22 protein-coding genes are annotated in these 25,466 nt (G+C 41.7%); 7 read left to right on the forward strand and 15 right to left on the reverse strand.

Annotated features, from left to right (window positions below; translation table 11 throughout):
- Both HB679_RS06740 and HB679_RS06745 read right to left on the reverse strand, forming a co-directional pair.
- A complete protein-coding gene (locus tag HB679_RS06740) occupies nt 1-3,603 on the reverse strand; it encodes a PKD domain-containing protein (protein ID WP_214071165.1) in 3,603 nt (1,200 codons plus the stop codon).
- Between the two features lie 85 nt (nt 3,604-3,688).
- Nucleotides 3,689-4,138 (reverse strand): response regulator, encoded by a 450-nt coding sequence (locus tag HB679_RS06745; RefSeq protein WP_214071166.1) that lies wholly within the window; start codon nt 4,136-4,138, stop codon nt 3,689-3,691.
- 145 nt (nt 4,139-4,283) lie between these two features.
- Here HB679_RS06745 and HB679_RS06750 point away from each other — a divergent pair, with 145 nt between their 5' ends.
- Nucleotides 4,284-6,443: a 7TM diverse intracellular signaling domain-containing protein gene (locus tag HB679_RS06750; protein ID WP_214071167.1), complete on the forward strand. Its 2,160-nt coding sequence runs from the start codon at nt 4,284-4,286 to the stop codon at nt 6,441-6,443.
- On the opposite strand, the gene HB679_RS06755 is transcribed toward HB679_RS06750, so the two are convergent.
- Together HB679_RS06755 and HB679_RS06760 are read right to left on the reverse strand one after the other, a co-directional pair.
- Entirely contained in the window at nt 6,436-8,193 is a 1,758-nt protein-coding gene (locus tag HB679_RS06755; RefSeq protein ID WP_214071168.1) for an ABC transporter ATP-binding protein, read from the reverse strand. The genes HB679_RS06750 and HB679_RS06755 overlap by 8 nt on opposite strands.
- Nucleotides 8,183-9,943, reverse strand: a complete 1,761-nt coding sequence (locus HB679_RS06760; RefSeq protein WP_255547543.1) for an ABC transporter ATP-binding protein — start codon at nt 9,941-9,943, stop codon at nt 8,183-8,185. Before HB679_RS06760 ends, HB679_RS06755 begins: the two co-directional genes overlap by 11 nt.
- 81 nt (nt 9,944-10,024) lie before the next feature.
- Between HB679_RS06760 and HB679_RS06765 the strand changes: the two genes are divergently transcribed.
- Complete coding sequence (locus HB679_RS06765) at nt 10,025-10,627, forward strand: GNAT family protein (RefSeq protein WP_214071169.1); 603 nt, start codon at nt 10,025-10,027, stop codon at nt 10,625-10,627.
- 70 nt (nt 10,628-10,697) lie between these two features.
- Entirely contained in the window at nt 10,698-10,919 is a 222-nt protein-coding gene (locus HB679_RS06770) for a CDGSH iron-sulfur domain-containing protein (protein ID WP_214071170.1), read from the forward strand.
- Between the two features lie 105 nt (nt 10,920-11,024).
- Here the strand turns inward: HB679_RS06770 and HB679_RS06775 are convergent, their stop codons facing one another.
- Complete coding sequence (locus HB679_RS06775; protein WP_214071171.1) at nt 11,025-11,237, reverse strand: VF530 family protein; 213 nt, start codon at nt 11,235-11,237, stop codon at nt 11,025-11,027.
- A gap of 4 nt (nt 11,238-11,241) precedes the next feature.
- Nucleotides 11,242-11,901, reverse strand: a complete 660-nt coding sequence (locus tag HB679_RS06780; RefSeq protein ID WP_214071172.1) for a bifunctional 4-hydroxy-2-oxoglutarate aldolase/2-dehydro-3-deoxy-phosphogluconate aldolase — start codon at nt 11,899-11,901, stop codon at nt 11,242-11,244.
- A 141-nt stretch (nt 11,902-12,042) separates the two neighbouring features.
- Here HB679_RS06780 and HB679_RS06785 point away from each other — a divergent pair, with 141 nt between their 5' ends.
- Nucleotides 12,043-13,056 carry a sugar kinase gene (locus tag HB679_RS06785; protein ID WP_214071173.1) on the forward strand — a complete coding sequence of 338 codons (1,014 nt, stop codon included), beginning with the start codon at nt 12,043-12,045 and terminating at the stop codon, nt 13,054-13,056.
- Between the two features lie 4 nt (nt 13,057-13,060).
- A complete protein-coding gene (locus tag HB679_RS06790) occupies nt 13,061-13,510 on the forward strand; it encodes a YhcH/YjgK/YiaL family protein (RefSeq protein ID WP_214071174.1) in 450 nt (149 codons plus the stop codon).
- Between the two features lie 2 nt (nt 13,511-13,512).
- On the opposite strand, the gene uxaC is transcribed toward HB679_RS06790, so the two are convergent.
- From uxaC to HB679_RS06835, 9 genes are all read right to left on the reverse strand, one after another.
- Nucleotides 13,513-14,919 (reverse strand): glucuronate isomerase, encoded by a 1,407-nt coding sequence (gene uxaC, locus HB679_RS06795; protein WP_214071175.1) that lies wholly within the window; start codon nt 14,917-14,919, stop codon nt 13,513-13,515.
- A 68-nt stretch (nt 14,920-14,987) separates the two neighbouring features.
- Entirely contained in the window at nt 14,988-16,013 is a 1,026-nt protein-coding gene (locus HB679_RS06800; protein ID WP_214071176.1) for a hypothetical protein, read from the reverse strand.
- A gap of 8 nt (nt 16,014-16,021) precedes the next feature.
- Complete coding sequence (locus tag HB679_RS06805; RefSeq protein ID WP_214071177.1) at nt 16,022-16,240, reverse strand: hypothetical protein; 219 nt, start codon at nt 16,238-16,240, stop codon at nt 16,022-16,024.
- Between the two features lie 54 nt (nt 16,241-16,294).
- The gene (locus HB679_RS06810) at nt 16,295-17,065 is read right to left on the reverse strand and encodes an HAD-IIB family hydrolase (RefSeq protein WP_214071178.1); all 771 of its coding nucleotides are present in this window, start codon (nt 17,063-17,065) and stop codon (nt 16,295-16,297) included.
- Nucleotides 17,062-18,093 (reverse strand): class I fructose-bisphosphate aldolase, encoded by a 1,032-nt coding sequence (locus tag HB679_RS06815; RefSeq protein WP_214071179.1) that lies wholly within the window; start codon nt 18,091-18,093, stop codon nt 17,062-17,064. The genes HB679_RS06810 and HB679_RS06815 overlap by 4 nt, the downstream gene beginning before the upstream one ends.
- A gap of 101 nt (nt 18,094-18,194) precedes the next feature.
- The gene (locus HB679_RS06820) at nt 18,195-20,447 is read right to left on the reverse strand and encodes a c-type cytochrome (RefSeq protein ID WP_214071180.1); all 2,253 of its coding nucleotides are present in this window, start codon (nt 20,445-20,447) and stop codon (nt 18,195-18,197) included.
- Nucleotides 20,448-20,665: 218 nt separating this feature from the next.
- On the reverse strand, nt 20,666-21,070 hold the full coding sequence (locus tag HB679_RS06825; RefSeq protein WP_255547544.1) for a c-type cytochrome: 405 nt from the start codon (nt 21,068-21,070) through the stop codon (nt 20,666-20,668).
- Nucleotides 21,071-22,155: 1,085 nt separating this feature from the next.
- The gene (locus tag HB679_RS06830) at nt 22,156-23,037 is read right to left on the reverse strand and encodes a YitT family protein (RefSeq protein ID WP_214071181.1); all 882 of its coding nucleotides are present in this window, start codon (nt 23,035-23,037) and stop codon (nt 22,156-22,158) included.
- Nucleotides 23,038-23,055: 18 nt separating this feature from the next.
- Nucleotides 23,056-24,216, reverse strand: a complete 1,161-nt coding sequence (locus tag HB679_RS06835) for a VCBS repeat-containing protein (RefSeq protein WP_214071182.1) — start codon at nt 24,214-24,216, stop codon at nt 23,056-23,058.
- Between the two features lie 251 nt (nt 24,217-24,467).
- Between HB679_RS06835 and HB679_RS06840 the strand changes: the two genes are divergently transcribed.
- Complete coding sequence (locus HB679_RS06840) at nt 24,468-24,938, forward strand: sigma factor-like helix-turn-helix DNA-binding protein (RefSeq protein ID WP_214071183.1); 471 nt, start codon at nt 24,468-24,470, stop codon at nt 24,936-24,938.
- Complete coding sequence (locus HB679_RS06845) at nt 24,928-25,419, forward strand: hypothetical protein (protein WP_214071184.1); 492 nt, start codon at nt 24,928-24,930, stop codon at nt 25,417-25,419. Before HB679_RS06840 ends, HB679_RS06845 begins: the two co-directional genes overlap by 11 nt.
- Nucleotides 25,420-25,466: the final 47 nt, after the last annotated feature.

Genomic DNA, 25,466 nt, shown 5'->3' on the forward strand with positions numbered 1-25,466 from the left:
TTATCTTATAATACTTAAATAACCGGTTAAAGGTTTACGGCCACTGTTAGGGTTTATAATATAATAATAAGTACCTACGGGTAAATCACCTCCATTGGATTTACCATTCCAGGGCACGCCATAACCGTTAGAGTAATATACTTTGGTGCCATAACGGTTAAACACTTCAACAGTGGCATTTGGATAAGTATCCAGGTATTTAATCTCCCAGGTATCGTTAATACCATCACCATTGGGTGTAAACGCATTGGGCACAATCGGCAGCTTTAAAACCTTTACAGTGGTTTGTATTGTAGTAGAGCAACCTTTATCTGATGTAACAGTTAGTGCATATTGAGTATCAGTTGACGGATTAGCTATAGGAGTAGCAACATTATCGGCACTGAGGCCGGTAAGCGGTGTCCACTTATAAGTTAGGTTGCCCGTGCCGGCAATAGTAACCACCGGCCTTAGGGTAAGTTCTGTTCCTTCAAGCATTGTGTATGCAGTGGGTAAGTTAATTACAGGAGTAGGGTTTACCCTGGCGACAAAGGTTAAAGAATCGGTACAACCTGTAGACGATGCAGTAAATAAATAGTTAATTGTCGAGTTACCCACGCCAGCCTTTTGCGGATCAAACAAACCGGAAGACGAAATACCTGCACCGCTAAATACACCTGTACCTGTATATACTCCTTTGTTTTCTGTTATCTGTATTGGTGTATCGGCATAACACATCGTAACGGTGTCTGGCGTAACGCTGGCTGTGTTGATGGTGTTATTATTAGCTGATAGACCTATCAGGGGCTTTGCATTAAGATAAACAGTTTGTATTAAGGAGTCTTTACAGGTTTGACCCGAATATACCACCAATGCAACATCAATAGGCTGTTGAGCTGGAGTGTTAAATGCAGGATACTTGTGTGTGTACTTATGATCTGCATGAATAGCGGCGTCCGCATAGGTTTCAGCCACATTAGGCTGTCCCTTTATATCAAAATACCAAACTACTTTGGTAATGTTATAGGCGTCAACTATAGACCGATCATCAAACACAATATCGTCTCCGCTACAGGTGCTTTCAGGCGCAAATACAGCTTTTGGATTTGATCCATTTACCGTAAATGTGTTTTGTGCTGTGGCTGAGCAGCCGTATTTTGATGTTACAGTAAGTGTAGCGGTATATTTCCCTACGGTAAGGTAAGCGTGTTTTGGATTTTTTAAAGTCGATTGATTATTAGTCACAGACGAATTTGGATCGCCAAAATCCCACAGATAAGTGAAATCGGTCTCAGTATGGTCTGCTATTGAACTGCTGTCAATAAAGCTGGCAAAACCATCGCCCAGGCAAACATCAGGGACCGTAAAACTAGCAACGGGCAGCGGATTTACGGTTACAGTTTTACTCAGCGTATCGCTGGTACAACCGACATCAGTAGTTACCACTAGTTTAACCATATAGTTGCCGGGCGTCGCATAAGTATGAGTGACAGGCTGTGTGTTTGTTGTAGTTATTGGTGTCTTATCTCCAAAATCCCAAACAGCCGTAGTAATGGTACCGTCTGCTGCAGTCGAGGTATTGGTAAAGGTGATTGTCTGCCCCGGGCAATCAGGCGATGACGGATTAAAATTCGCAACCGGCTTGGTTATTACGTGTACATTTTTAGGTGCCGAAATATCAGTACAGCCGTTGTTGTCTGTAACCGTCAAGCGCACAGGGTAATCTCCAACCGAGGCATACTTATGCAAAGGATTTTGTAAAGAAGAGGTTGTATTATCACCAAAATCCCACAACCAGGCGCTGGCTGTTTCGCCGCTGGCATACGTGGTATTGTCTTTAAACGCTGTCGAATCGCCCAGGCAATCGGTAGGCGCTACTATAAAATCTGCAGGGGGGGGCGCGGTAACAGTAAAATCATTTTCGATATCCTGATTAGATCCGCACACGTCAGCCACAGGATCAAAAACTGTTGCCTTAATTGTGTGATTGCCCACGGTAAAATTTACAGGAGCGCTATATTCATACACATATAAAGGCTTATTGTCCTTACCTGTTGTAGTAGATTTTATAACCGGGTTGTTATCTGTAAATACATTCACACCATCAATATACCAGGCAATGCTTGTAGTTGGATAGGGAATAGTAACCTGAGCTTTATAGCTAACATTGCTACACCCAGCTGCTTGAGCTACGGTAGCGTTTAAAGGATTCTCCAGACTAACAGATTCTGTAAAGTCTTGCAAGTTTGCACCCGCGGCGTAACCGTATGATTCTGTACTGCCGAAACCATATGCAATAGCATTAAAGGGCACAGCGGCATCTAAATTATGTGTACCTGAAGTAACTGACGCTGTATTACCGTTTGATTGCGGGCCCGAGCTAATGGCAAGCTGCGCATATGAATAAGTTGAGTTTGGTATAGGAACGAAATTTCTGGAATAATCGACCCCATCCAGCTTAAAAGACGAAACCCCGGTCGTAGGCATTATCACATTTACATAGCTTTGCAGTATTTTATAATATCCGGTAGCATAAAATGTTACATGCGTAAGACCCTGCTCGATAGGGCTTAGATATATCATCTCCGGATCGCCAATATCGCCGTTACCAACTGTACAATTCAGCTGTTGATTTTGCGTAGGCGAGTATTGAACCACCTGGATAGGTTTATCTGCAGAAATATTATTGGCAATTGTCGACTGAAACTCATAATACAAACCGTTGGTAAAAGAGGTTAGCGGTATTGGGTTACCATTTAAAGTTACGTTGGTAGCCAGGTCGCTTAAAATAATCCGGTAAACATCATATGGGCGTGCCTTTAACGGTGCAGCAATATAGTTCTTACCCCAGGTTGAGGTTGGATAAACCTGCTGAAATAAATTATCAGAACTAAAATTATTTCCGATGTTATAATCGCAGCCAATACCGATACGGGTACTACCCGAAAAAACGGCTATTTTTTTACAGGTGCCTGTGTTGGTACTTTTGGATTGTATTTTGCTGCCGGTAAGATCTGTATTAGCTAATACCTGGTAAACCTGGCCTTTATTCAGGCTTATGTTAAAAGTAACATTAGCGGCGCTGCCATCTAAAAGGGGGGCAGCGGGCGTGATAGCCACAGTCGTATTATCCTCGGTAGCTATGATATCAAAAGTTGAATACGCGGGATTTGTCGGGGGGGCATTTGATATTTGCGTGTAATTAAGCGATAGATAATCCTTACCCATAGCGTTAACCGGCAAGAGCAAAGTTGCGCCTGATGCGTTCATGGCATATATATGTGCATAAACCGCTATAGGCGCTACCGAAGTAATATGTATACCTGTATTGGTAAATTTACCAAAGCCATTCATATAGGCAGTGGTAGGTATTTGAACAAAAGTTACCTGGTTGGCTGTTACAGTAAAGGTTTTAAACGGCGCCCCTCCTATTTCAACCGAACCGCTGGTCGAAATGTCTGAAGTTATATACAACACCATTTCGGCAGGCGCCGAGGAAGTTACACCGTTGTTATGTGCCATAAAAGCGGTCCAAAACTCGGTGCCTTTATTACTTTGAGCATACGTATTGGCATTTACTATTAGCAACAGGAGGATTACTATTTTATAAAATGCCTTCTTCAATTTGTATATGATTTTCTAGCTAACGTATATTTAGCTGTATTGGTATGTAAATATACGTTAGCAATCACTATGGCGGTTGCCTTATTTAGGCCCGTGGTTTTCCGAAAGCGTCAAGCTCTGCATAAGCTGCATGTAATTTGCGTGCAAGTTCTTTATTTTCTTTACGCAGATTATAAATCTCTAATGCGTTTTCTATATACATTTTAAGCTCGTCATTTTGCCATGGTTTTACCAGATATTTATAAACCTGGCCGCGGTTAATAGCATCCATAACGGCATTAATATCAGAAAAACCTGTTAACAAAATGCGGATGGTGTCCGGATAAATTGGCAATATAGACTCTAAAAATTCGATACCCGTCATTCCGGGCATGCGCTGGTCTGTGATGATCACGCCTATTTCCTGGCTATCCAATATTTTGCGTCCTTCTTTAGCCGAGCTGGCTGTGAATATTTCAAAATCGCGCCTGAAGGCGGCTTTAAAACTGTTTAAATTATTAACTTCGTCGTCAATGTAAAGTACACCTATTGCCATAATAAAGTTTATCGGTTTTTAGATTGTTTATAATTTAGTTTAAAGATGCACGAGATATTGAATTTCTGCGCATTTTTATTTTAAAATACCTGAATCGGTCGTATTTGTAAAAATGAAAAAAATATTATTAATCTGTTGTTGTCTAATGCAAATTGTTAGCGCTTTTGCACAAAAAACTGACACATTAGTCATACACGACGATGAAAGCCGATACTTAACTAACCGCTATTTCCTGGAATTAGAAGATCCATCTAATAAAATCCTGGCCAGAGACATCATTAATAACCATAATTTTCACCGACTTAAAGATCAGTTTCCCCGGTTAGAATATACCAAACCTATTACCTGGCTAAAGTTTACTATAAAAAACGGTAGCAGTCAATCAAATATTCCAATTACCATTAGTAAAACTGTAATAGACGAGTTTGACGTGTATTTCGTAGAAACTACGGTTGACAGTAATAAAATTGTATCCCACCACCTAAGGCACTTGTCATCAAAAGATCCCGGAAACAATTCGAATTTGCTGGCGCAAAGTATAACGCTGGTTAATGCGCCGCTTGAACCCGACTCATCCATTACCTTATTTGCCCGCGTAAAGAGTGTTGCCACTACAGTTATCCCTATCCAATTAAGCAGTGCTGATCTGTTTATCACCCGCCGGGGAATTGAAAACCTTGTGAATGGCGCAATAATGGGCATGTTCACCATCATGGCGCTATACAACCTGATGCTGTTTGTAATTGTAGGCGACAAAAACTACTTATATTACAGTGTTTACATCGTGTTTTTGGGGGCGACGCAAGCTTTACTCTTAGGGTTTGGTAATAACTTATTCTCTGATAACCTGGAATTGTTAAAAAACTATATAACACCTATAATGCGCATATGCTTTGGCTATTCATTGTTGATGTTTGCCGGCAAATTTTTGCGATTTAAGGTTAACGTTAAGCGGCCATACTACCGCTTTTATCAGTTTCTGTATGTGTTATATACCTTGCCGCTACTAGCCACGCTTTACGGATATACTCAGATCGCTTACAACCTAATCACAGTGGCGATTTTTATGACCTCTATTAGTTTAATTATATTGGTTGCCATTTTATACGCTAAAGGATTTAATCCGGCTAAGTTTTTCATAATGGGTTGGGGGCTGTTTTTGCTGGCTATCCTTATCTCCATATCGCGCAATTACGGTATAGTACCTTATAATTATTTCACAGCAAATATTGTTGTTTATAGCGCCATTACCGAGCTGATATTATTCTCGGTTGCATTGGCCGATCAGATCAATTTTTACCGCCGTCAAAATACCGAATCTCAACTTGCAGCGCTGGCCATTGCCAAAGAAAACGAACGTTTAATAACCGAACAGAATATTTTTCTTGAAAATAAAGTAAAAGACCGAACGCAGGAACTGATCCAAACTAACCAGAGTTTATCTGTTACTATAGATAATCTAAAATCGGCGCAAATCCAATTGGTGGAAACGGAGAAGATGGCTTCATTAGGTGTGCTGACCGCAGGCGTGGCTCACGAGATCAACAATCCTATCAACTTCGTAAGTGCCAATGTTAATCCGTTACGGCTTGACCTTGATGAACTGATTGAATTACTGGGCAAATTCGAGACAGCAGCCAATGATCCTGATAATAAAGCATTACTTGTTGATGCAAAAAAATTCAAACATAAAATTAACTCTGATTTCTTGAAGGAAGAGATACATTCATTACTGAATGGCATTGAAGAGGGCGCTAACCGAACCGCAGAGATTGTACAAAGTTTGCGCACCTTTAGCCGTATAGATGAACTTGCATTAACACCAACCAATATCAATACCGCTATATTAAGCACATTGGTTATTCTGCGCAGTGCCATACCCTACTATATCGAGGTTAAACCGGTATTAAATAACCTTGAACTGTTAAATTGTTACTCGGGCAAGATCAACCAGGCTTTGCTTAACCTGATTAATAACAGTATACAAGCAATTGTTGCGAAAACAGAGCACCGTAATGAAAGCATTACCATCTATACCCACGATTTTCCGGATCACATCACCATCGAGATCATGGATACGGGTATAGGTATGACTAACGAGGTTAAGCAACGTATTTTTGAGCCATTCTATACTACAAAAAATGTTGGCGAAGGCACAGGTCTTGGTTTATCCATAGTGTTTGGTATTATCGAAAAACACAACGGCACCATACAGGTTCAATCGTCACCAAACATTGGTTCTAAGTTTATGGTTACACTACCAAAAAATCTCACTAAAACAGAAATAGGCGATTTAGTTAGCTAACCCGTTTACCCTTCAGCAGCATATCCATTGCGTCGTTTAACGAACCGGCTCGACTCACCTCGCCCGAGTTAACGAAATAAATTTCGTCTGCGTTTTCAATAGTATTTAGACGGTGCGCTATAATTACACGGGTCGTAGTTTCCGGTAGTTTATTCAAAATGTCGCCCAAAAGCTTTTCTGTTATAGTATCGATGTTTGCTGTGGCTTCGTCCAATATTAACAATTCAGGGTTACGTAATACGGCTCGCATAAAAGCAATCAACTGCTTTTGTCCTAAACTAATGCTATCGCCTCCTGATGTAACCGGCGTATCTAAACCATTCTCAAAAATAGCCAACAAAGTACCCAGGTTAGCGTCATGAATAACCTGTTTCATCTGCTCATTGGTATATTCTTTATAAGCCTCGTTACCATACAAAATATTCTCACGCACGGTACCCGTAAATAGGAATGGTTCCTGCAAAATAAAACCGATCTTTTTAGAACGTTCCATCGCATCATAACTTCTGATATCCTTACCATTTAAGAGCACTTCACCTCTATTTGGATCGTATAAACGCGCAATCAGCGATGCTGTAGTAGTTTTACCGCCGCCTGTTGGGCCAACCAGCGCGTACGTTTTGCCACGCTCCATTTTAAAGCTTACATTGTGTAAGATCTCATTGTCGTCAGCATAGCCAAAATGCACATTTTTAAATTCTAATAAGGTTTCGGCATCGCCGGCATGATTGTCTTCAATATTAACCAGGTTAGAATCTAAACCCAGTATCTGCGAGATCCTGTCCCATGCTGCCATTGCGGTCTGAAAGTTGGCCCAAAGCGCGGCCAATTGCCTTAATGGATTATAAAAAAGTGTTACGTAAGACAAATAAGCGATCAATAAGCCAACAGAAAAATCATTACCAATCAAATAAACGCCGTAAACCAGCACAATCAATTGTGCCATACTGGCGCCCAAACTATAAACCGGCATGAATATATTGTTGGCCAAGCCCGCGCTGATGGCGGTTTTATAATTATCCTGATTGGCAGTGTCGAACCGCTGTCTGAAATAATCCCTACGATTAAAGGCGATGATCACCTTGAAATTATTCAGGCTTTCCTGGATCTCGGCACTCATGCCACCCACGCTTTTTAAACTCTTGGCGTTGGTGCGTTTTACCCAGGGCGATACCAACATGGTAAAGATCAATATCAAACCCATAGGTGCTATTGCGGCCAGGCCCAGTTGGATATGGATGAGCAGCAAAAATACACCTGCCCCGGTCATGGTAGCAATACTACCGATGAATTGCACCAGCGACTGCGAGAAAAACTGGTTCAGCTTATCAGTGTCGTTATTTACACGCGATATCAGATCGCCGGCCTTATTTTGGTTAAAGAAATCAACCGGCAATAGCTGCAGCTTGTTGAAAATTGCATTCCGTAAGGTAAACAACATACGCTGCCCTACACCGCCCATCATTTTGGTTTGCAGGTAACTGGTCAATAAAGCCACCAGATACATACACAATAGTACAGATGCCCAGTATATAACGCCCTGGTAGTGTTTAGGCATCACATAATGGTCTATGGTGCGGCCAATAATAAGCGGGCCCAGTAAATTGAGCGTAGAGTTAATTAATATAATTACGGTAGCCAACATTAATGTCGGCCGCTCATGCGAAATCAGTTGCAGCAACTTTTTCAGTGCAGATAAGTTCGATGATTTCTCGGCCTGCCCTGTGAGTTTGTTCAAATTATAATTCATAGTTGCTGGTGCTTTGTTGTGAATTAAAAATTTGCACATACTCCGGGCTGGTTTCCATCAAGTGTTGATGTGAGCCATGGGCAATGATCTCGCCCTGCATTAAAAGTACAACCTGGTCATAATGCTCAATAGCAGCAATTTTTTGCGTTACCGATAGTAATGTCAGATCTGGATAATTGAGCTGCACATTGGCCAGTATCTTTTTCTCTGTATTAGCGTCAACACGCGCGGTAAAATCATCCAACAATAAAACTTTTGGATTTACGGCAAGAGCCCTTGCCAGCATAATACGCTGTTTTTGGCCGCCCGATAAACTAGAACCACGCTCTGAAACTATGGTGCTCAACCCGTCTGGTAAGCTGCCTATAAAATCTTTTAACTCGGCCGTTTCAATAGCTTTTTCTAACGATTCATTTGTTACGGTATCGCTAAACGCGATATTCTCACGGATGCTCATATTAAATATGATACTATCCTGAAACACAAAACCTACCTGGCTGTGAAATGCTTCGCTATTGTAACTGCCGATGGTTTTACCATCAAACTCCACCGATCCGCTATCGGCATTGATCAAGCCGGTAAGTAAATAAAGCAATTGAGTTTTACCTGCTGCGGTGGGGCCAATGATGGCAATTTTTGTTCCGGCTTTAATAGATAACGATACCTCTTTCAATACCGGTTTTTGTCCGTATTTGATGGTGATGTCTTTTACCTCAATGTCCCCTTTTATTGAACTAGTTATAGTACCATCGTCTTTCATATCGGGCGCGTTTAGGATCATACTGATACGGGTATACGATGCGGTTGCTTGTGCTATGATATTGCTCATAAAGCCTATAATGAGTATCGGGAAAATCAACATCGACAGATAACTGTTAAAAGCGGCAAAGTCGCCTAAGCTCATCGAGCCGTTAATAACGTAATGCCCACCCAAGGTCAGTATACACAACACCGATAAGTTGGCTGTGAAAGTAATAATAGGGATCAAGCCGGAGAATAATTTAAGAATAGACAAGCCAAAATCGCGAGCCCTGGTATTAGCTTCTAAGAACTTAGTGGTTTCTAATTGTTGTGAGTTAATAACACGAATCAATGCCGCACCTAAGATACTTTCATTGATGATCTTATTCAACCAGTCAATAACCTGGCGGCTCTCAATAAACAGCGCCCTTACTTTTTTCAACACGTAAAAAAATGTACCGCCTATTATTGGGATGATGGCAATAACCGTCAGTGCCAGCTTCCAATTGATACTCAATAACAAAATACTTGCGCCAATAATGATAAATGCCGACGAAGCTATAGACACAATAGCTTGCGATACGAACATTTTAATAGAGTCAGTATCGGCAGTTAAATTGGTTAACAGTTTCGACGAATTTGCCTGCTCAATAAAAGCATGACTTTGGCGGGATATTTTGTCGGACAGACGGGTACGTAAGTCGCGCGCCACACGCTCTGAAGCGTAGGTTTGAATGATGCTTTGCAGGTAAGCAAATATAAAGATTAGCACTATGGCACCGCTAAATTCCATCACTATGTGCCTGATATCAAAAGCATGGTGCGTGTAAGCATCAATGCCTTTCGATATTATTTTAGGTAACAACAAGTTTATACTATTACTGAGCAAGGCAAAGAGTAAAAGCAAAGCTACCAAACCGCCGTATGGTTTAAGCAGGCTAAAAATGCCAGGCGGTTTTTTTTGATCGGTTTGAGGTTTTTCTGGTGGCATCTGTGTTTCTTTGTTCAAATATTGTGCAATTGTCTTAAATATCAATGAGATTAAAGACGATTGTGACAATAAAATCTTTTAAATTTTAAAAAAATAAAAATGGGCCTGAATTTCGACCAAAATCAAGACTATATACTTGAAGATGACGTTATACAACTGAAACCGCTACAAAAAGAGGACTATTTTCACCTTTTACCCATCTCGCTCAACGAACCCGAGACTTGGGACTACTCGTCAAAATCTGCCGCAGGCGAAGCGGCTTTAAAGACTTATATCGATGAGGCGTTGGCTGAACGCGCCGCCGGCAAGGAATACCCTTTTGTTGTTTTCGACAAAACCACAAATCGTTATGCAGGAAGCACCCGTTTTTATGATATCCAGGTAAAGAATGATGCTTTGCAACTGGGCTACACCTGGTACGGTAAAGACTTTCGTGGTACCGGGGTAAATAAACACTGTAAACTACTGCTTTTAACTTTTGCATTTGAAACATTGGGCGCAGAACGTGTAGAGTTCAGGGCAGACAACAGAAATGAACGCAGCAAAGCTGCCATGAAAAGTATCGGATGTACGGTAGAAGGTGTGATCAGGAACCATATGCCGCTTGCCGATGGTACCCGCCGCGATTCGATCATTCTTAGTATATTGAAAGACGAGTGGTATAGTACTGTAAAACAAAATCTTACCAACAAACTAAGATAGATTCTGAATAACAATCTGTTGATGGAACCCCGTTCACATCAATTATATTTGTTGAAACACAAATATTGATATGAGCACAAAACTTACCATTAATAATAACGGATCAGTAAAGATAGAAGGCGATTTTGAGATTGTAGATATGCAAGGCAATAACTACGGCTTACAAGGCCGTACTGTAGTTTCTATTTGCCGCTGCGGTCTTTCAGCTAATAAACCATTCTGCGATGGTTCTCACAGAGGACATTTTGAGCATGAAGCAGTAGCTTTTGAATTGCCGCCTAAAAAAGTTTAATTTTTTCCAACTTGTCATCCTGAGCACAGCGAAGGATCTTGTATAATTTGCTATTTCGCTCGTATAAGATTCTTCGCTTCGCTCAGAATGACAGATTAGTTCCGTTTATTTCCCCCTCACATACAAGTCTTCCACCTTCTTCCTGGCCCAGGGCGTTTTCCTCAAAAACTTAAGGCTTGACGATATACTTGGATCTTCCAAAAAACAATTAATGCGGATACGATAGCCCAACTCAGGCCAGCCATATTTGGCTACCAAGTCAGTCAATATCGTCTCTAACGTTTTGCCGTGCAGTGGGTTATTAGCTTGTTCCGACATCTGCTTATCTGCTTGAATTTACTATTGCTATCGCCTGTTTAGTGGCTTCGGTTAATTCTGCATATTTTCCGCCATCCATAACCGCGTTACTGATTAACTGGCTACCCATACCTACAGCACAAACACCTGCTTTGAACCAGCCGCCAATACTTTCGGCCGTTAATTCAACACCACCGGTAGGCATAAATATTAAGTTAGGAAACAACGTTTTAATGCTCGACATAAATGCCGGACCCAGAATATTGCCGGGAAATAACTTGATAATTTTAGCACCTAATTGCTCGGCTTTGATTATTTCGGTTGGTGTCATACACCCCGGCAGCCATAGTACGTTGTTTTTATCTGCCACTTCAATCGCGTCTTCCACTAAACCCGGACTAATGATATAATCAGCACCTGCATCAATAAAAGCCTTTGCGCTGGTACCATTCTTTATCGTACCCACACCTAAATACATTCCGTTCAACTCATTATCGCAAACCTGGCGTAGTTTAGCAAAATTTTTCAAGGCAGCCTCGCCGCGGTTAGTGTATTCGATTGTTTTAATACCGGCTGCATATAAGGCGTGCAATACATTCACACTTACGTCTTCATCCTTATTAAAATATAGCGGGAGGATGCCTTGCTCGGGTATCAGCTTTAATATGCTGGCTTTTTTGTCCATGGTGTAAAAGTAGAAAAGAATAATCAAAACAGGTGACAATTGTCATGCAAACGATGTCGCTGATTTTAGAGCAAAAGCTTTCTTAATTAATTTGCTTTAGTGTACATTTGGCTGTATACCGTTATACCAATTACCTATTCGATGTCAAAAAAAATTGTAACCTTCGGCGAGATCATGATGCGGTTGTCGACACCCGGCAACAAACGTTTTGTACAAACCGAAAGCTTTGATATCACCTACGGTGGCGGCGAAGCTAATGTAGCGGCGGCGCTTTGCAACTATGGCATGCAAGGGATATTCTTCAGCAAATTACCGGATAATGCATTGGGGCAAGCTGCACTTAATCATTTGCGTAGGTATGGTGTTGACACACAATTCATGGCCCGTGGTGGTAAACGTTTAGGTCTTTATTTTCTGGAACCAGGCGTTTCCATGCGATCATCGCAAGTTATTTATGATCGTGCCGATGCTTCGATTACCGAAGCTGAGGCAAGCGATTTTGATTTTAATGAGATATTTACTGATGCGGCATGGTTCCATACTTCGGGGATTACTCCTGCTTTGAGCAACAGTACGGCAGCTTTAACGCTGGCTGCCTTAAAAGCCGCCAAAGCGAAAGGTATCACCACCAGTTTGGATCTGAACTACCGTAAAAAACTATGGAGTACAGAAAAAGCCCGCGAGGTACTAAGTGAACTGTGTCAATATGTTGACGTTTGTATAGGCCCTGACGCTACATTGGGTTTCCATTCCGGCGATACGGACGTTAACCTGGATGAACTAAAATCAGCGGATTACCTTACCGTCTTTAAACAGCTGAAAGAGAAATACGGATTTAAATACATCGCTTCAGGCTTGCGCGAGAGCCATAGTGCATCTGATAACAGCATCAGCGCCCTGATCTACGATGGCAACGAACTTTACCGAACTGCGCAATATGACGTACGCATTGTGGACCGTGTAGGTGCGGGTGATTCATTTGCCAGCGGACTGATTTATGGCCTTATTAAAGGGATGAAACCAAGTGATGCCGCCGAATTTGGCGTGGCAGCATCAGCGCTAAAACACACTATCCCCGGCGATATGAACCATGCCACCCTAGCCGAAGTTGAGGATTTAGTTAAGGGAAACCGATCGGGAAAAATACAACGATAACACCATGATCATCGATACTTTACGAAACGCACAGCGTTATTATAACCTGCACAGAAGTTTTCAAACTGCTTTTGAATATCTTAATTCGACTAACCTAACTGCGCTTGAAAATGGTGTAATTGAATTAGCTGATGGTATCCGCGTAATTATATCGAATGACCAGGGTAAAAAAGTGGAAGCCACAACCAAAACGTTTGAGTGCCACAATCAAAACATTGATATTCAGGTACTAATACACGGTAACGAAACCATGGGTTGGAAACCGCGTGCCGACTGCCAGGTTATCGAAGTTCCTTATAATCCTGAGAAAGACTATATGTTTTACAGCGACGAGCCCGATACCTACTTCTCGCTAAATAACGGTCAATTCGTGATTTTTTTTCCTGAAGATGTCCATGCCCCGATGATTGGCAAAGAGCTGATTAAGAAGCTGGTAGTTAAAATCCCCGTTTAATTTTACTCGTAAAACCCAAAATACTCACGAGCATTATTATAGCAGATATCCTGGATTATCTTACCGGTCCACTCCAGATCATTTGGTAATTCGCCATTCTCAATGTCTGTCGCCAATAAATTGCACAAGATCCTGCGGAAATATTCATGCCTTGGAAACGACATAAAGCTGCGCGAATCCGTCAGCATACCCACCATCCTGCTCAGTAAACCTATGTTAGACAGCGAGTTAATCTGATCTATCATCCCGTTTTTTTGATCCATAAACCACCAGCCTGAGCCAAATTGGATCTTCCCTGCTACCGACCCGTCATTAAAATTACCGGTCATCGCTGCGAACAGATCATTGTTCACAGGGTTGCTGTTGTAGATGATGGTCTTAGCCAGGCGGTTATCAGTATCAAGCTTATCTAAAAACCTTGATAACGCCTTGCCATGGTTAAAATCGCCAATAGAATCCCAGCCGGTATCCGGACCTAAGGTTGCCAGGCCGCGGGTATTGTTGTTGCGCAGGGCACCCAGATGGTATTGCTGCACCCAGCCCTTTTCATGATCCCATAATGCGAATTGATATAACAATGCCGACCTAAATTTCAGGTTTTCTTCATTTAAAAGTGGGGTATTTGCTCTTATTTTTAAGAAAATGCAGTTAATTTCATTTTCAGTATAGTCAACAGCATATATATGATCCAAACCATGGTCTGATAATTTGCTGCCATTGGCCGCGAAATAATCATGGCGATTTTTTAAGGCCGACAGGTAACTGTCATAGTCATCAATTTTTATATTGGTTACTTTTTCAAGTTGATTGATGTAAGCGTTTAGGGTTTCCAAATTATCCGGATTCATGGCCTTATCCGGTCTGAACGATGGCAGTACCTTTACCCCAAAATCATCCTGCTTGATTTTTTGGTGATGCTCCAGGCTATCCAGCGGATCATCAGTTGTACCCACTACCTCAACTTTAAACTTCTTCAGCAAACCACGCACACTATACTCCGGCGACTGCAGTTTTTCAGCACACTCGTCGTAGATCTTTCTGGCTGTGGTTGGCGACAGGATCTCCTTAATTCCAAAATAACGTTGCAACTCCAGGTGTGTCCAATGATAAAGGGGATTACGCAAAGTGTAAGGTACCGTGGCGGCCCATTTCTCAAACTTTTCCCAATCGCTTTTGTCTCCGGTAATGTAGGCTTCATTGACGCCATTGGCGCGCATGGCGCGCCATTTATAATGGTCGCCGTTTAGCCAGATGCGGGTAAGGTTGGCAAATTGTTTATCGGCAGCTATCTCGTCGGGCGGTAAATGGCAATGGTAATCAATGATAGGCATTGATTTGGCATAGTCATGATATAGCTTTTGGGCAGTTTTGCTTTCCAGCAAAAAGTCATCGTCGAGAAAGTCCTTCATCAGGTTATAATTTGCGTAAGGCAATTATACTTTTTATAACCTGTTCTATCAACTTTAAACGCGGTAATTTACGCTATCGTTTGCGTAGGCTTAAAGGTCAGTAATTCATCAGCCAATTCCTTTAAACTAACCGAAGCCGTGGCAATCACATCATCGCCGGCGCCATAGTAAATGTACAGGGTATCGTCAAACACCGCTGTCCCTGTAGGGAAACAAACATTATCTACATCGCCGGCCAATTCAAAAGGTTGATCTGGCTGAAATAAAGCATACGGCAAGCGTGCTATTTCCTTGCGTGGATCATCCAGATCAAACAGGGCCGCACAAGCATTATATTGGTAACCGGTATCAAAATGCTGTACCCCGTGATAAATAACCAGCCAACCATGCTCAGTTTCAACAGGCGGACAACCTGCTCCTACATAACTTAGTTCATGTAGGTTTTTTGGCGTGAGCATTACATTTTCTCCCAGATTAGTCACATAATCATCCCAAAATTCTTCGGTCAGTTCATCCAGGCTATCAACCGATACCAACTGGATATCGGGTTTAATGCGATGCATAAAGGTTAGTTTACCATTAATCCGTCGTGGGAAAAAGACAACATCCTTATCCATAATAATAGTATCCGGGGAACTATAGTCCTGGCGATAACGGGATATAATATCATTATTGTTTTGTTTAGCCAGGTCATCAAACTCCCCGCACTTCAACTGCGGCACAATGATACCTTTCTTTTCAAAATGTACCAGATCTTTAGAAGTAGCAAGCGCACCTAATGCGTCTTTACCATCAAAAGCTATGTAGGATAAATAGTAGGTATCATCAATCTTAACCAGGCGCGGGTCCTCCATACCATGCTTTTCGTAGTCGTTATCCGGAGCCAGCAGCGGCGAGATCATCCGGTCGACAACCTTTAGCGGCCCTTCCAGTTTGGCATAACCTATACTCGAGAAATTTCCTTTGCGCACCGCGCGATATAATAAGTGCAGCGTATCGCCCTCGCGCACAACCGCCGGATTCAGTACCCCTTCATTTTCAAACTCAAAATCTGTAGTACTAAGCAACACCCCTTCTTTTTTAACCTTTACCATCTCAGAAATTAGTTTGATTTTTTAGCAGTAGCAATTACAACAATGCCGCCAACTATTAAAATGCCACCCAAATAAGGTGGCCAGTTTACAGTGTGCTGCTTATCAGCAGATATTTGAATGGGGCCTGCGTCAAGCACTTTTTCTTTTTTGGTATAGGTAAATCCGGTCCAGGCTATCATGATAATGCCTATTGCGATCAAGAATATGCCAATGAGTCTGTTAGTCATAGGTATGCTGTTTCTGTATAAAGTTTGAAACTATCAGATTGTTTGAATTATCGATTAAAAGGCATTATCGTATTTGCCGGTCTTATCCAGGCAAGCTATAATACCTTGAATAACCCGTTTGGTTTCGTTGGGATCTTTAATACAAATAGACGCTACACCAGCTTCCATAGCAGGATAATCATTACCGCCCGGGAATATTGCATCGCCAATAAAAATCATTTCCTTTTTCTTAATGTCAAGGATCTCGCGTAGCTTTTTAATACCGTAGGCCTTGTCAATACCCGGTTTGGTAATATCTACCGATGTTGTACCGCCGAGGTTTACCGAAAACTCCGGAATAGTTTTGGCTAATACAGCCTGGATTTTTTTACGTTTTGCAAAACCAGGGTCCCATTTTTTCTTGGCGTCCAGCGGGGCTTCTTGCCCCAGGGCAGAATAAGTGATCTGGCTGCCGCGATCTTCAATTTGTTCACCCCAGGTTTTTTCGGGCTTAAACCCTTGATCCTCTACCGCAGCATTTAAGCAGCTAATGATCTTTTTCTTTTCGCCAGCTGTAAAATCCTCAGAATATATTTTTTTCCAGCCAGATTTATATTGATAGTATTTAGTACCACAGGTAGGCAATATCGACAGGTTTTTAAACTTCTTTTTGTTAGTTAAATGCGACAGCACCTGTTTTTCAAACTGCGGCCAATCTCCACCCGATATGATGGCTACTTTGGTAACATCAATCAGGGCATTCAATATTTTTATCATTTCCTTGTCGATAGCCGCTTTACTTTCGGCCAGCGTGCCATCCAGGTCAAATACAATCAGTTTTTTCATAATACGGGGTATCTATCCAAATCAACACTATAACGGCCGGCACGGGCTGCGCTATCCATACTGGCTCTAAAAGCTAACATATCCTGTGCGGCTTTTACATTTTTGTCTTTGCCTTTCCAGATGTCCAAAGCGGGTTGTTGTATGGCGCGGGCAAATGAGAAGGTTAACGGCCATGGCAATTCTTTACCAAACTTTACGTGCATCTCGTGCAAATGTCTGGTAGCTTCCTGCGGTGTTTGTCCGCCTGATAAAAAAGCTACGCCGGCAACCTCATGCGGCACATTAGCCAGTAAACATTTAACCGTCGCGCTGGCAACCTCGTCGGTACTATTTTTATGGTGATTGTCTTTACCGGCAATAACCATATTTGGTTTCAAGATCAGGCCTGGCAGATATACGCCTTGTTTTTCTAACTGCTTGAACAACTCTTTGATAGCATTTTCCGTTACCTCATAACAACGCTCAATGGTATGATCGCCGTCCATTAAAACCTCGGGTTCAACTATTGGTACGATATCATCCTCCTGGCACAGGCGGGCATATTTTGCCAGCGCCTCTGTATTAGCTTGTATGTTAGCTTCTGTAGGTAAATTTTTACCGATGGTCATTACTGCGCGCCATTTGGCAAAACGGGCGCCCAGGCCATAGTAGTTGTTAAGCCTGATATCTAGTCCCTCCAAACCATTAGTTATTTTTTCGTCAGGCGAGCCTGGCATGGCAGTGGTACCTTCATCCACCTTAATACCGGGAATAATACCCGCTTTCTTTAATACATCTATAAACAAAACCCCATCATCAGTAGATTGATAAATGGTTTCGTCAAACAAAATGGCCCCGCTAATGCTCTCTGCCAAACCAGGCGTGGTAACAATTAGCTGGCGATATTTGCGCCGATATTCTTCTGTTTGGGGGAGACCTGCTTCTTTAAAGCGTTTATTGCAAGTGTTCAGACTTTCGTCCATTGCCAGTAAGCCTTTGTCGCCTGCCATCAGCGCGTCGGCTGTTTGTTTAAGTTCTTCGGTATTCATGATTGTCTAACAAGTTATTGTGATAATTGTGTTCAATTATAACTCATAAAAAAAGGGAATTGTATATATACAACTCCCTTTTACAATGTATTGATAAATAACTACCTTCCTAACACCGATCTGGTATTCATCAGCTCGTCCATGGTATAGCTTTTGGTTCTGCCTGCGGTGGCATCTCTTACCTTTTGCACGTCGGTTGGCAGTACAATATTGCCTTTGTTACCAAAATCGCTACGAATATAACTTAATACCGATGCTATATACTCGTTAGTATTGCTGCCCAACGCCGGCATAGCATCGTTATAGGTAGTACCCCTGATAGGGCCCTGTAAACCATATAACAGCACCCTGATAATTCTATCCGGCGAGTTACCGTTTACGTCAGGATTCCCTGCCAGTGGCGGGGCAGTAAATGCCTGCCCTCCGGTGCGGATACCTTTACCATCGTTGCCATGACAGGTAAAGCACAATTGTTTAAATATCACTGCACCTTGTGTCACCAGCCTGGCACCCTGCTCGCTCATCATTTTCTCACGCGCCAGTTGTTCTGCTCTCGCCCTGATCTTATTTTCATAAACCCGTTGCGATCCCTGCAATGCCGGGTCATCCGGATAATTTTTGATCAGCCCGGCTATGATAGCTTTTGATTTGTCTGAATTAACAAAGCGCATGGTCAACAATAGTTGGAAACGTACATCGGCACTTGGGTCGTTGTTCATTTTTTCCAGCAGATCAATAGCGTGGCTATCTTTTTTCATGAAGTCCTCGCCTATCCAAACGGTGGTTTTACGCACTTCGGGGTCTTTATCTTTCAGGGCGATAGCAAAGGTTTCTTCGTCCATCGCATCTAACCCATTCATTGTCCATAAAGCATGAATACGTGCCAGCTGACCGCCATTTACGGCTAAAGTTCTTAAAGCAGGCACGACAGATTTATCGCCTCTAAGCACTAATAGCTTTTGCGCGTTATCTCTGTACCAGCCGTTCATGCTGTTTAAATGATCAACCAGTTGCGCGCTGGTTTCTTCCAGCAGGTGTGGTTTTTCTTTGTCTAATTTAAAATCGTCATGCACCAGGCGGAAGATCCGGCCGCGACCAACGTTATTTTGCAATCCTTTTTGCTGGATTTTTGGACGCAGGTAGCTGTCGGCTTTAGTCCATTCACTCTCCTGGATAATACCGTGATACATATCTACGATGTACATACAGCCATCGGGACCAGTAATGGTATTAACCGGGCGGAAGTTAAGATCCGTAGAAGCTAAAAACTCCGATTTATCGTAAGCGTTGCGGATGGTGATCTTGCCATTGTTGTCATTGACTTTTGCTCTGCGAATCAAACGACCCACCGGCTCGCAGATAAATAGGTCACCGCGCATATCGGCAGGTAATTTATCGCCGCGATAAATAGACTGACCATTACTTGCAGTAAAGTGATTCAGCGTACTATCCGGAAAACGCAGGCGACCGAAACCACCTTGCACATCTGGCGTAGTAACAATTGGCCAAACCGGTACAAAATCAGCATCATATCTGTCATTAAAATCAAACTGGCCGTAATGCACATTTTGTTGATACATGTAAGCAGGATCTTCGCCACCAGCAGATGAATAGAATAAACGACCATAATCATCATTGCCCATACCCCATTGGCCGGCAGTCCCTTCAATTAAGGTATCCGGAATAACCTTATCGCCCTTTACAGTGTATCTCACTGGGTCGTAAGTTAAATACAGTCGGTTGTCCAGGTTCCAGATCAAACCACTTTTTTGGTGCTCCAGGTTATTGGTGTTGGTGCCATTATTCTCATAAGCCAGCCATTTTTTGTCGGCCACGCCGTCGCCATTGGTATCCTGAAAACAGAATACGCTGTTTGTCCAGGTTTGGCTAACCAGTAAACGGCCATGATCCAGCGGCTGTAAAGTACGCGGCAGCATCAGGCTATCGGCAAATACGGTCATTTTATCCATGACGCCGTCGCCGTTAGTATCTTCTAATAGTTTGATCTTACAGGTGCGTTCATGCTCATGGCTGCCATTAACGTCGAGCATGTAGGTATTTAATTCGGCAACATACATGCGGCCGTCGCCATCCCAGGCAATGGCTACAGGCTGGCTTACCATCGGTTCGCTGGCTACCAGTTGCAAGTGATAACCCGGTGGTACGTAGATACGTTTCATCTCCTCAATCGGAGATTTTGGAGTTGGATCAGGATGCATATCAACCAAAATCCTGCCCGAAGCATCGCGCTGTACCGGGTACTGGGCAACATACTTTTGTACCGATTTACAAGTGTAAAACAATACCGCCGCAGCCGATACAACAATTAAAATACCTTTGTAATTTTTCTTCATAATTAAGGGTTAAACATTAAAACTCTAACATAGCATAGCCTATAACCACCTTAAACAAGGCATTAACAAGCATTTTTATAATATTTTGTTTAGGTATAACTGGTTATAAATTAAAAAGCCGGTATAGTAATCTATATTAACAATATGGATTGCTATACCGGCTGGTATGCTCTGTTATGGGTTACTCACGTATCAGTAACCTGAGGTAATATTTTAGCCTATTTAAGCGATAAAATATATTGTACCATTTTTTTAACGTCAGCTGGTGGTACAGATGGGTGAGCAGCCATTGGCACATCGCCCCAAACACCACTACCGCCGGCAATTACTTTCTGCGTTAATTTTTCGTAATTAACTGCAGTTGCAGGATATTTTTTTGCTACGTCTTTGTAAGCGGGGCCTACAATTTTAACATCTTCTTTATGGCAGCTTAAACAATCGTTTTTTGCTAATAATTGTTTTCCTTCTTCCAATGTGGCGGCGCTAACTTTGCCGGCTGCAGGGGTGGTTTTTTTAACTACGGTAGTTTTTTTAGTAGTTTTCTTTACAACAGTTTGCGCAAATGATGAGTTTGCAGCAAACATTGCAAATACAAGGGTAGTTAAGATTGCGATCTTCTTCATTGTGGTATTGTGTGTATGTGTAAAATTGATTACTTGTTTAAATACGACTGTTAAAGTCTAAAGAAGTTTAACCCCCTCAGCTATAAACAGACGCTTAACAAAGGTAATCAATAAGACTACATTGTCAATAGACAATCAAAGTTGTGCAATCGATGGCACAAATGCAAGTAAAAATTTAATATTTTAATTAAAATATGCGTTCTCCGGTATAAAACACAGCATTTTAGTACTAAAACGCCGTTTTTTATATTTCAGCTATCCAATCTGTATTACAATTGTTACCCAAAATATAAGGCAAACAAAAAGGGATAGCATGCGCGCTATCCCTTTTTGTTTTAGGACGGTAAACCGTACTTTATTAGTTTGCTCTTCTTGACTCAGCTTTTTTAGCTTGGTAAGCCAAAGGAACAATAATAGCAGCGATTAATGCGACAACTTCTAGTACTACTAACATAATGATTTGTGTTTAATGTTTGTTAAATGATTAAATGTCTTTTCCAGAAAACAACCGACTTTATTGAGGCGACTGCATTCTTTTATACCGGCTCTTGGTCACAAAATATGCCACAAAAAAAATCGACTGTTTCGACCTCAAAAACCAGAATTTTGAAATCATCTATTTAAAAAAATCACTAATAATTATTAAAGTTTGTCAAAATATTGTCTGCCTTTTAAAACCGGGAATAAAAATATCAGGGTGTAAGAAAAACAAAAAAATATTTTTTGACTAAAAAGTAGAAAACGGTCTAAAAAACACTGACATTTCCATTTTTTGTGATTTTCGAGAGGCTAAAAACGATAAATTGCGCTCTTCGAGTGATAAAACATCAAAAAAAACGAACTATTTTTCAATTTCGCGCAAAAAATCGATGTTAAACACTTTCATGATATTGTCTTAATAAAATAAAAAATATTTTACGCCAATTTGTCATCTGACTGACATAGCTGCCAAATACTGACAAAATATCCGAAAAATAGACTTATTTTTGATAAAATACATCGAAATTATTTAAAACGCCGCGAATCATAGTTAAAAACCACCTATGCCAAATTTTTATTATGAAAATTGCAATAAAATGGGCGTTTTAGTGATCTAATGCACGACGTTTAATCAATCCACCTTTCACTTCCGAAACAGAGTTGGTTACGATGAAAGCCGTTGGGTCGATCTGCTGCACACTGGCAACCAGGCGCTGCACCTCTAACCGCGTGATAACGGTGACGATAATGTCTACGTTTTTCTCTCCAATCTCTGTTTTGCCAAAACCGCGCTCGCCTTTGTACACCGTAACGCCCCTATGCAGGTGTCGCATAATGACGTTTTTAATCAGCTCGCTTTTGGGCGACACGATAGTGACCGAGGTAAACTCGTCAAAACCCTGTACTATGTAATTGATAGTTTGCGTAGCCGCCAGGTAAGTCAAGATAGAATACAAGGCCGACTCAATACCTAAAAAGAAAGCGGCAATGCCAAAAATAAAGATGTTGATCACCAGGATGATCTGCCCTATTGATAAAGGCGATCTTGGGTTAATATAAACAGCTAACAGCTCGGTACCGTCAATCACGCTGCCGCCACGCATAGCCAGGCCAATGCCTGTGCCTAAAAACAATCCCCCGAAAACTGCAGTGAGTAATTTATCATGCGTAACCATCGGGAAGCTGACGAAGTATAACACTAGCGACAATAATATAATAGCTATCGATGTTTTGAGCGCGAATAACTTATCTATCTTTTTATAGCCTAAAAAGACAAACGGAATATTAATCACTAAGATCAGTATAGAAATGGGCCAGCCGGTTATCGAGCTTATGAGCAGAGATATCCCGGTAACACCGCCATCTATAAACTCGTTAGGGATTAAGAATCCTTTCAACCCAAAGGCTGCACTGGCAATGCCAACCAAGATCATGATGATGCGGACTATCTCAATGCGGCGGTAAGCTTTTTTACGGGTCAAGGTCATAAAAGGCGGATTTATTAATTAACGTGTGTTTTCGAAATAAAATACACCTTTTTTATTAGATATCACAATGTCATTCAGCTTATCCTTATTCATATCCTGCACAACAACGTGCAAGCCAACACCAGAATCGTTATCTATTTGGTGGGCGATGAAGTAAGGCGCTTTACCCGGTGTAAACTCAAACCAGTATAAAACAGCAGATTCATGCGAGCCTGTATCTGTGTCATTATGGGCAAACCAGCGTTTTCCGGTTACAATGTCCGGATGACCGTCATTGTTAATATCCACCAAAGCAACCCCATGTGTTTCTGAAAACGATTTATCAATCTCGTGCTTTGTCCACGTTGTGTTGCCTTGCTCATCTTTGCCCTGCTGATACCACCAGATACCATACTTATGCGCCGAGGCACTTATTACGTCATTTAGCCCATCACCATCTACATCCATCACATACATCTCAGAACAATCTTCGCCAAAGTTAGCGGGGTGAAACACCCAGTTGGGTTGTTTACGATCGACAGGAGCTTCCCACCAGCCTTCTTTTACAATCACATCTTTGCGGCCATCCTTATTAATATCGCCCAAACCCAAGCCATGCGAGTAGCGGTCTGTCGCCGGCGCATTAATTGCACTTATGGGATAACGCGCCCAGGTAGTATCTCCTTTTTTAGTTGGCGCACTTAGCCAAACTATTTGTTTGGCATTGATATCGGCACATAAAATATCTACCCGTCCGTCGCCGTCTACATCCACAAAATTAGGCGACTCATTCCCCACCCCTACTTTATCCATAATGTTGTGCTTTTGCCAGTATCCGGATTTCCCTTTCGGATTTTCATACCAGTACGCCGGTGTACCGGGATAGCCAACCACCACCTGATCTACCCAGCCATCCAGGTTTACATCTATACTATAATCTAAAAACGAGTTGCTATATTCTGTTCCCGGCTTCAAGACTGGTGTCAGCGCAATTTCATGACGCGTCCAATTTGGCGCCTCGAACCAACAAGTGCCTGCAATAATATCCAATTTACCGTCGTGGTTAACGTCGCCAACAGCAACACCTTCCGATATAAAATCTTTGGTGATAATATGTTTAATAAATCGAACTTTATTTTGCGCATATAAAGGGGGGCTTAATAACACAGCAATCAGGATTAAATAAAATTGGTTTCTCATAAGCGAATATTTAAAATAGTGCAGAATGATAGAGGTTTAAGCCAGGGCAGGTTTATAAATGCAAGTTAACGCTTATCTGTTTAAAGACAAAAATCTATTTGATGAGCTATTTTTTCGACATGCAACAACCCTTAAACAGTCAAGTAAAGTGCGCAAAAAATCTTTCATCAAATTAGCGCAAGTTTTTATACTTTTATAGTTCTGTTTACCTATGGAAACTTTTGGGCGGATTTCTATATAAGAAATTTAGAATGGTGAAACAGAATCACGCTTTATTACGAGCAAAACCGCTAAGTACACATACTTTATATGATGCTTATGCAGGTATGTTATTAGGCTATATTTTTGAGGTGGTAAAAGACCATAAAATAGCCGAAGACTACCTGGTAAAAACTTTTAGCAGCATAGCCAAAAATTTCAATGACGTTAACTGGGATGAAATTAACATATGGTGCCAATTACAGCGTTTTGCAAAAAACGAATTAACTGCATTTCATAAAGCTATAGATGGTTACGAAGTTCCTGCCGGCGATACACCGGCAACGCTACCTAATCTATATCTTGACCGCATGACCGATGAGCAAAAGCTGGTTTTCTGCAATATTTATTACAGCAACAAAACCACTACGCAGCTTGCCGAAGAAATAAACCGGCCCGAAAAACATATTAAACAATTATTAAAAGAGGCTTTTGCTATTATAAGGAAATCGCATGAACATTAAAGAATACATAGAGAGCGGCGTTTTGGAGTCGTATGTATTAGGTTCGGCTTCGGCAGAAGAAACCCACCAGTTGCTTCGGCTAAAAAATCAATATCCCGAAATAGCCGATGCACTGTTTCAAATAGAAACCGATTTTGAGCGCGTAGCTCAAAACATGGCTATGGTGCCGCCACCAGGTATGCTTACCCGTATTGAAGATGAGATAAACGCATTAATTGAAACGGAAGATCCGGCCCCGGCTACCAGGCATCGTGAAAGCGACTACCGCAGATTTGATAATGACCGCAGTAATCAGTTTATAGAGATTGAGGCTTTCTCTAATCAGATGCGATTACATAAAGCCTGGCGTTGGGTATTTGCGGGCGTCTTTATATTAGGCAAGATATTTTTGATTGCCGCTATTTATTATTTCCTGGAAAACAGGCAGGCCCAGGAGCAGATACACGATTTAAAAACAGAGTTGCGGCAGTACAAACATTAAAAAGCATTAACTTTATATAAGCGGACCGACAAAAAGTTCGCTTTTTT

This window comes from Mucilaginibacter sp. dw_454, assembly GCF_018449775.1.
Classification (GTDB): Bacteria; Bacteroidota; Bacteroidia; order Sphingobacteriales; family Sphingobacteriaceae; genus Mucilaginibacter.

Coding starts and splice junctions, on each gene's coding strand:
- HB679_RS06800 (WP_214071176.1), bottom strand. CDS start 16,013: ATGGTAAAGGTTAAAAAAGAAGGGGTGTTGCTTAGTACTACAGATTTT.
- HB679_RS06785 (WP_214071173.1), top strand. CDS start 12,043: ATGTCAAAAAAAATTGTAACCTTCGGCGAGATCATGATGCGGTTGTCG.
- HB679_RS06750 (WP_214071167.1), top strand. CDS start 4,284: ATGCAAATTGTTAGCGCTTTTGCACAAAAAACTGACACATTAGTCATA.
- HB679_RS06810 (WP_214071178.1), bottom strand. CDS start 17,065: ATGAAAAAACTGATTGTATTTGACCTGGATGGCACGCTGGCCGAAAGT.
- HB679_RS06815 (WP_214071179.1), bottom strand. CDS start 18,093: ATGAATACCGAAGAACTTAAACAAACAGCCGACGCGCTGATGGCAGGC.
- HB679_RS06825 (WP_255547544.1), bottom strand. CDS start 21,070: ATGAAGAAGATCGCAATCTTAACTACCCTTGTATTTGCAATGTTTGCT.
- uxaC (WP_214071175.1), bottom strand. CDS start 14,919: ATGAAGGACTTTCTCGACGATGACTTTTTGCTGGAAAGCAAAACTGCC.
- HB679_RS06840 (WP_214071183.1), top strand. CDS start 24,468: ATGGTGAAACAGAATCACGCTTTATTACGAGCAAAACCGCTAAGTACA.
- HB679_RS06835 (WP_214071182.1), bottom strand. CDS start 24,216: ATGAGAAACCAATTTTATTTAATCCTGATTGCTGTGTTATTAAGCCCC.
- HB679_RS06830 (WP_214071181.1), bottom strand. CDS start 23,037: ATGACCTTGACCCGTAAAAAAGCTTACCGCCGCATTGAGATAGTCCGC.
- HB679_RS06790 (WP_214071174.1), top strand. CDS start 13,061: ATGATCATCGATACTTTACGAAACGCACAGCGTTATTATAACCTGCAC.
- HB679_RS06845 (WP_214071184.1), top strand. CDS start 24,928: ATGAACATTAAAGAATACATAGAGAGCGGCGTTTTGGAGTCGTATGTA.
- HB679_RS06755 (WP_214071168.1), bottom strand. CDS start 8,193: ATGAATTATAATTTGAACAAACTCACAGGGCAGGCCGAGAAATCATCG.
- HB679_RS06780 (WP_214071172.1), bottom strand. CDS start 11,901: ATGGACAAAAAAGCCAGCATATTAAAGCTGATACCCGAGCAAGGCATC.
- HB679_RS06765 (WP_214071169.1), top strand. CDS start 10,025: ATGGGCCTGAATTTCGACCAAAATCAAGACTATATACTTGAAGATGAC.
- HB679_RS06805 (WP_214071177.1), bottom strand. CDS start 16,240: ATGACTAACAGACTCATTGGCATATTCTTGATCGCAATAGGCATTATC.
- HB679_RS06770 (WP_214071170.1), top strand. CDS start 10,698: ATGAGCACAAAACTTACCATTAATAATAACGGATCAGTAAAGATAGAA.
- HB679_RS06745 (WP_214071166.1), bottom strand. CDS start 4,138: ATGGCAATAGGTGTACTTTACATTGACGACGAAGTTAATAATTTAAAC.
- HB679_RS06775 (WP_214071171.1), bottom strand. CDS start 11,237: ATGTCGGAACAAGCTAATAACCCACTGCACGGCAAAACGTTAGAGACG.
- HB679_RS06820 (WP_214071180.1), bottom strand. CDS start 20,447: ATGAAGAAAAATTACAAAGGTATTTTAATTGTTGTATCGGCTGCGGCG.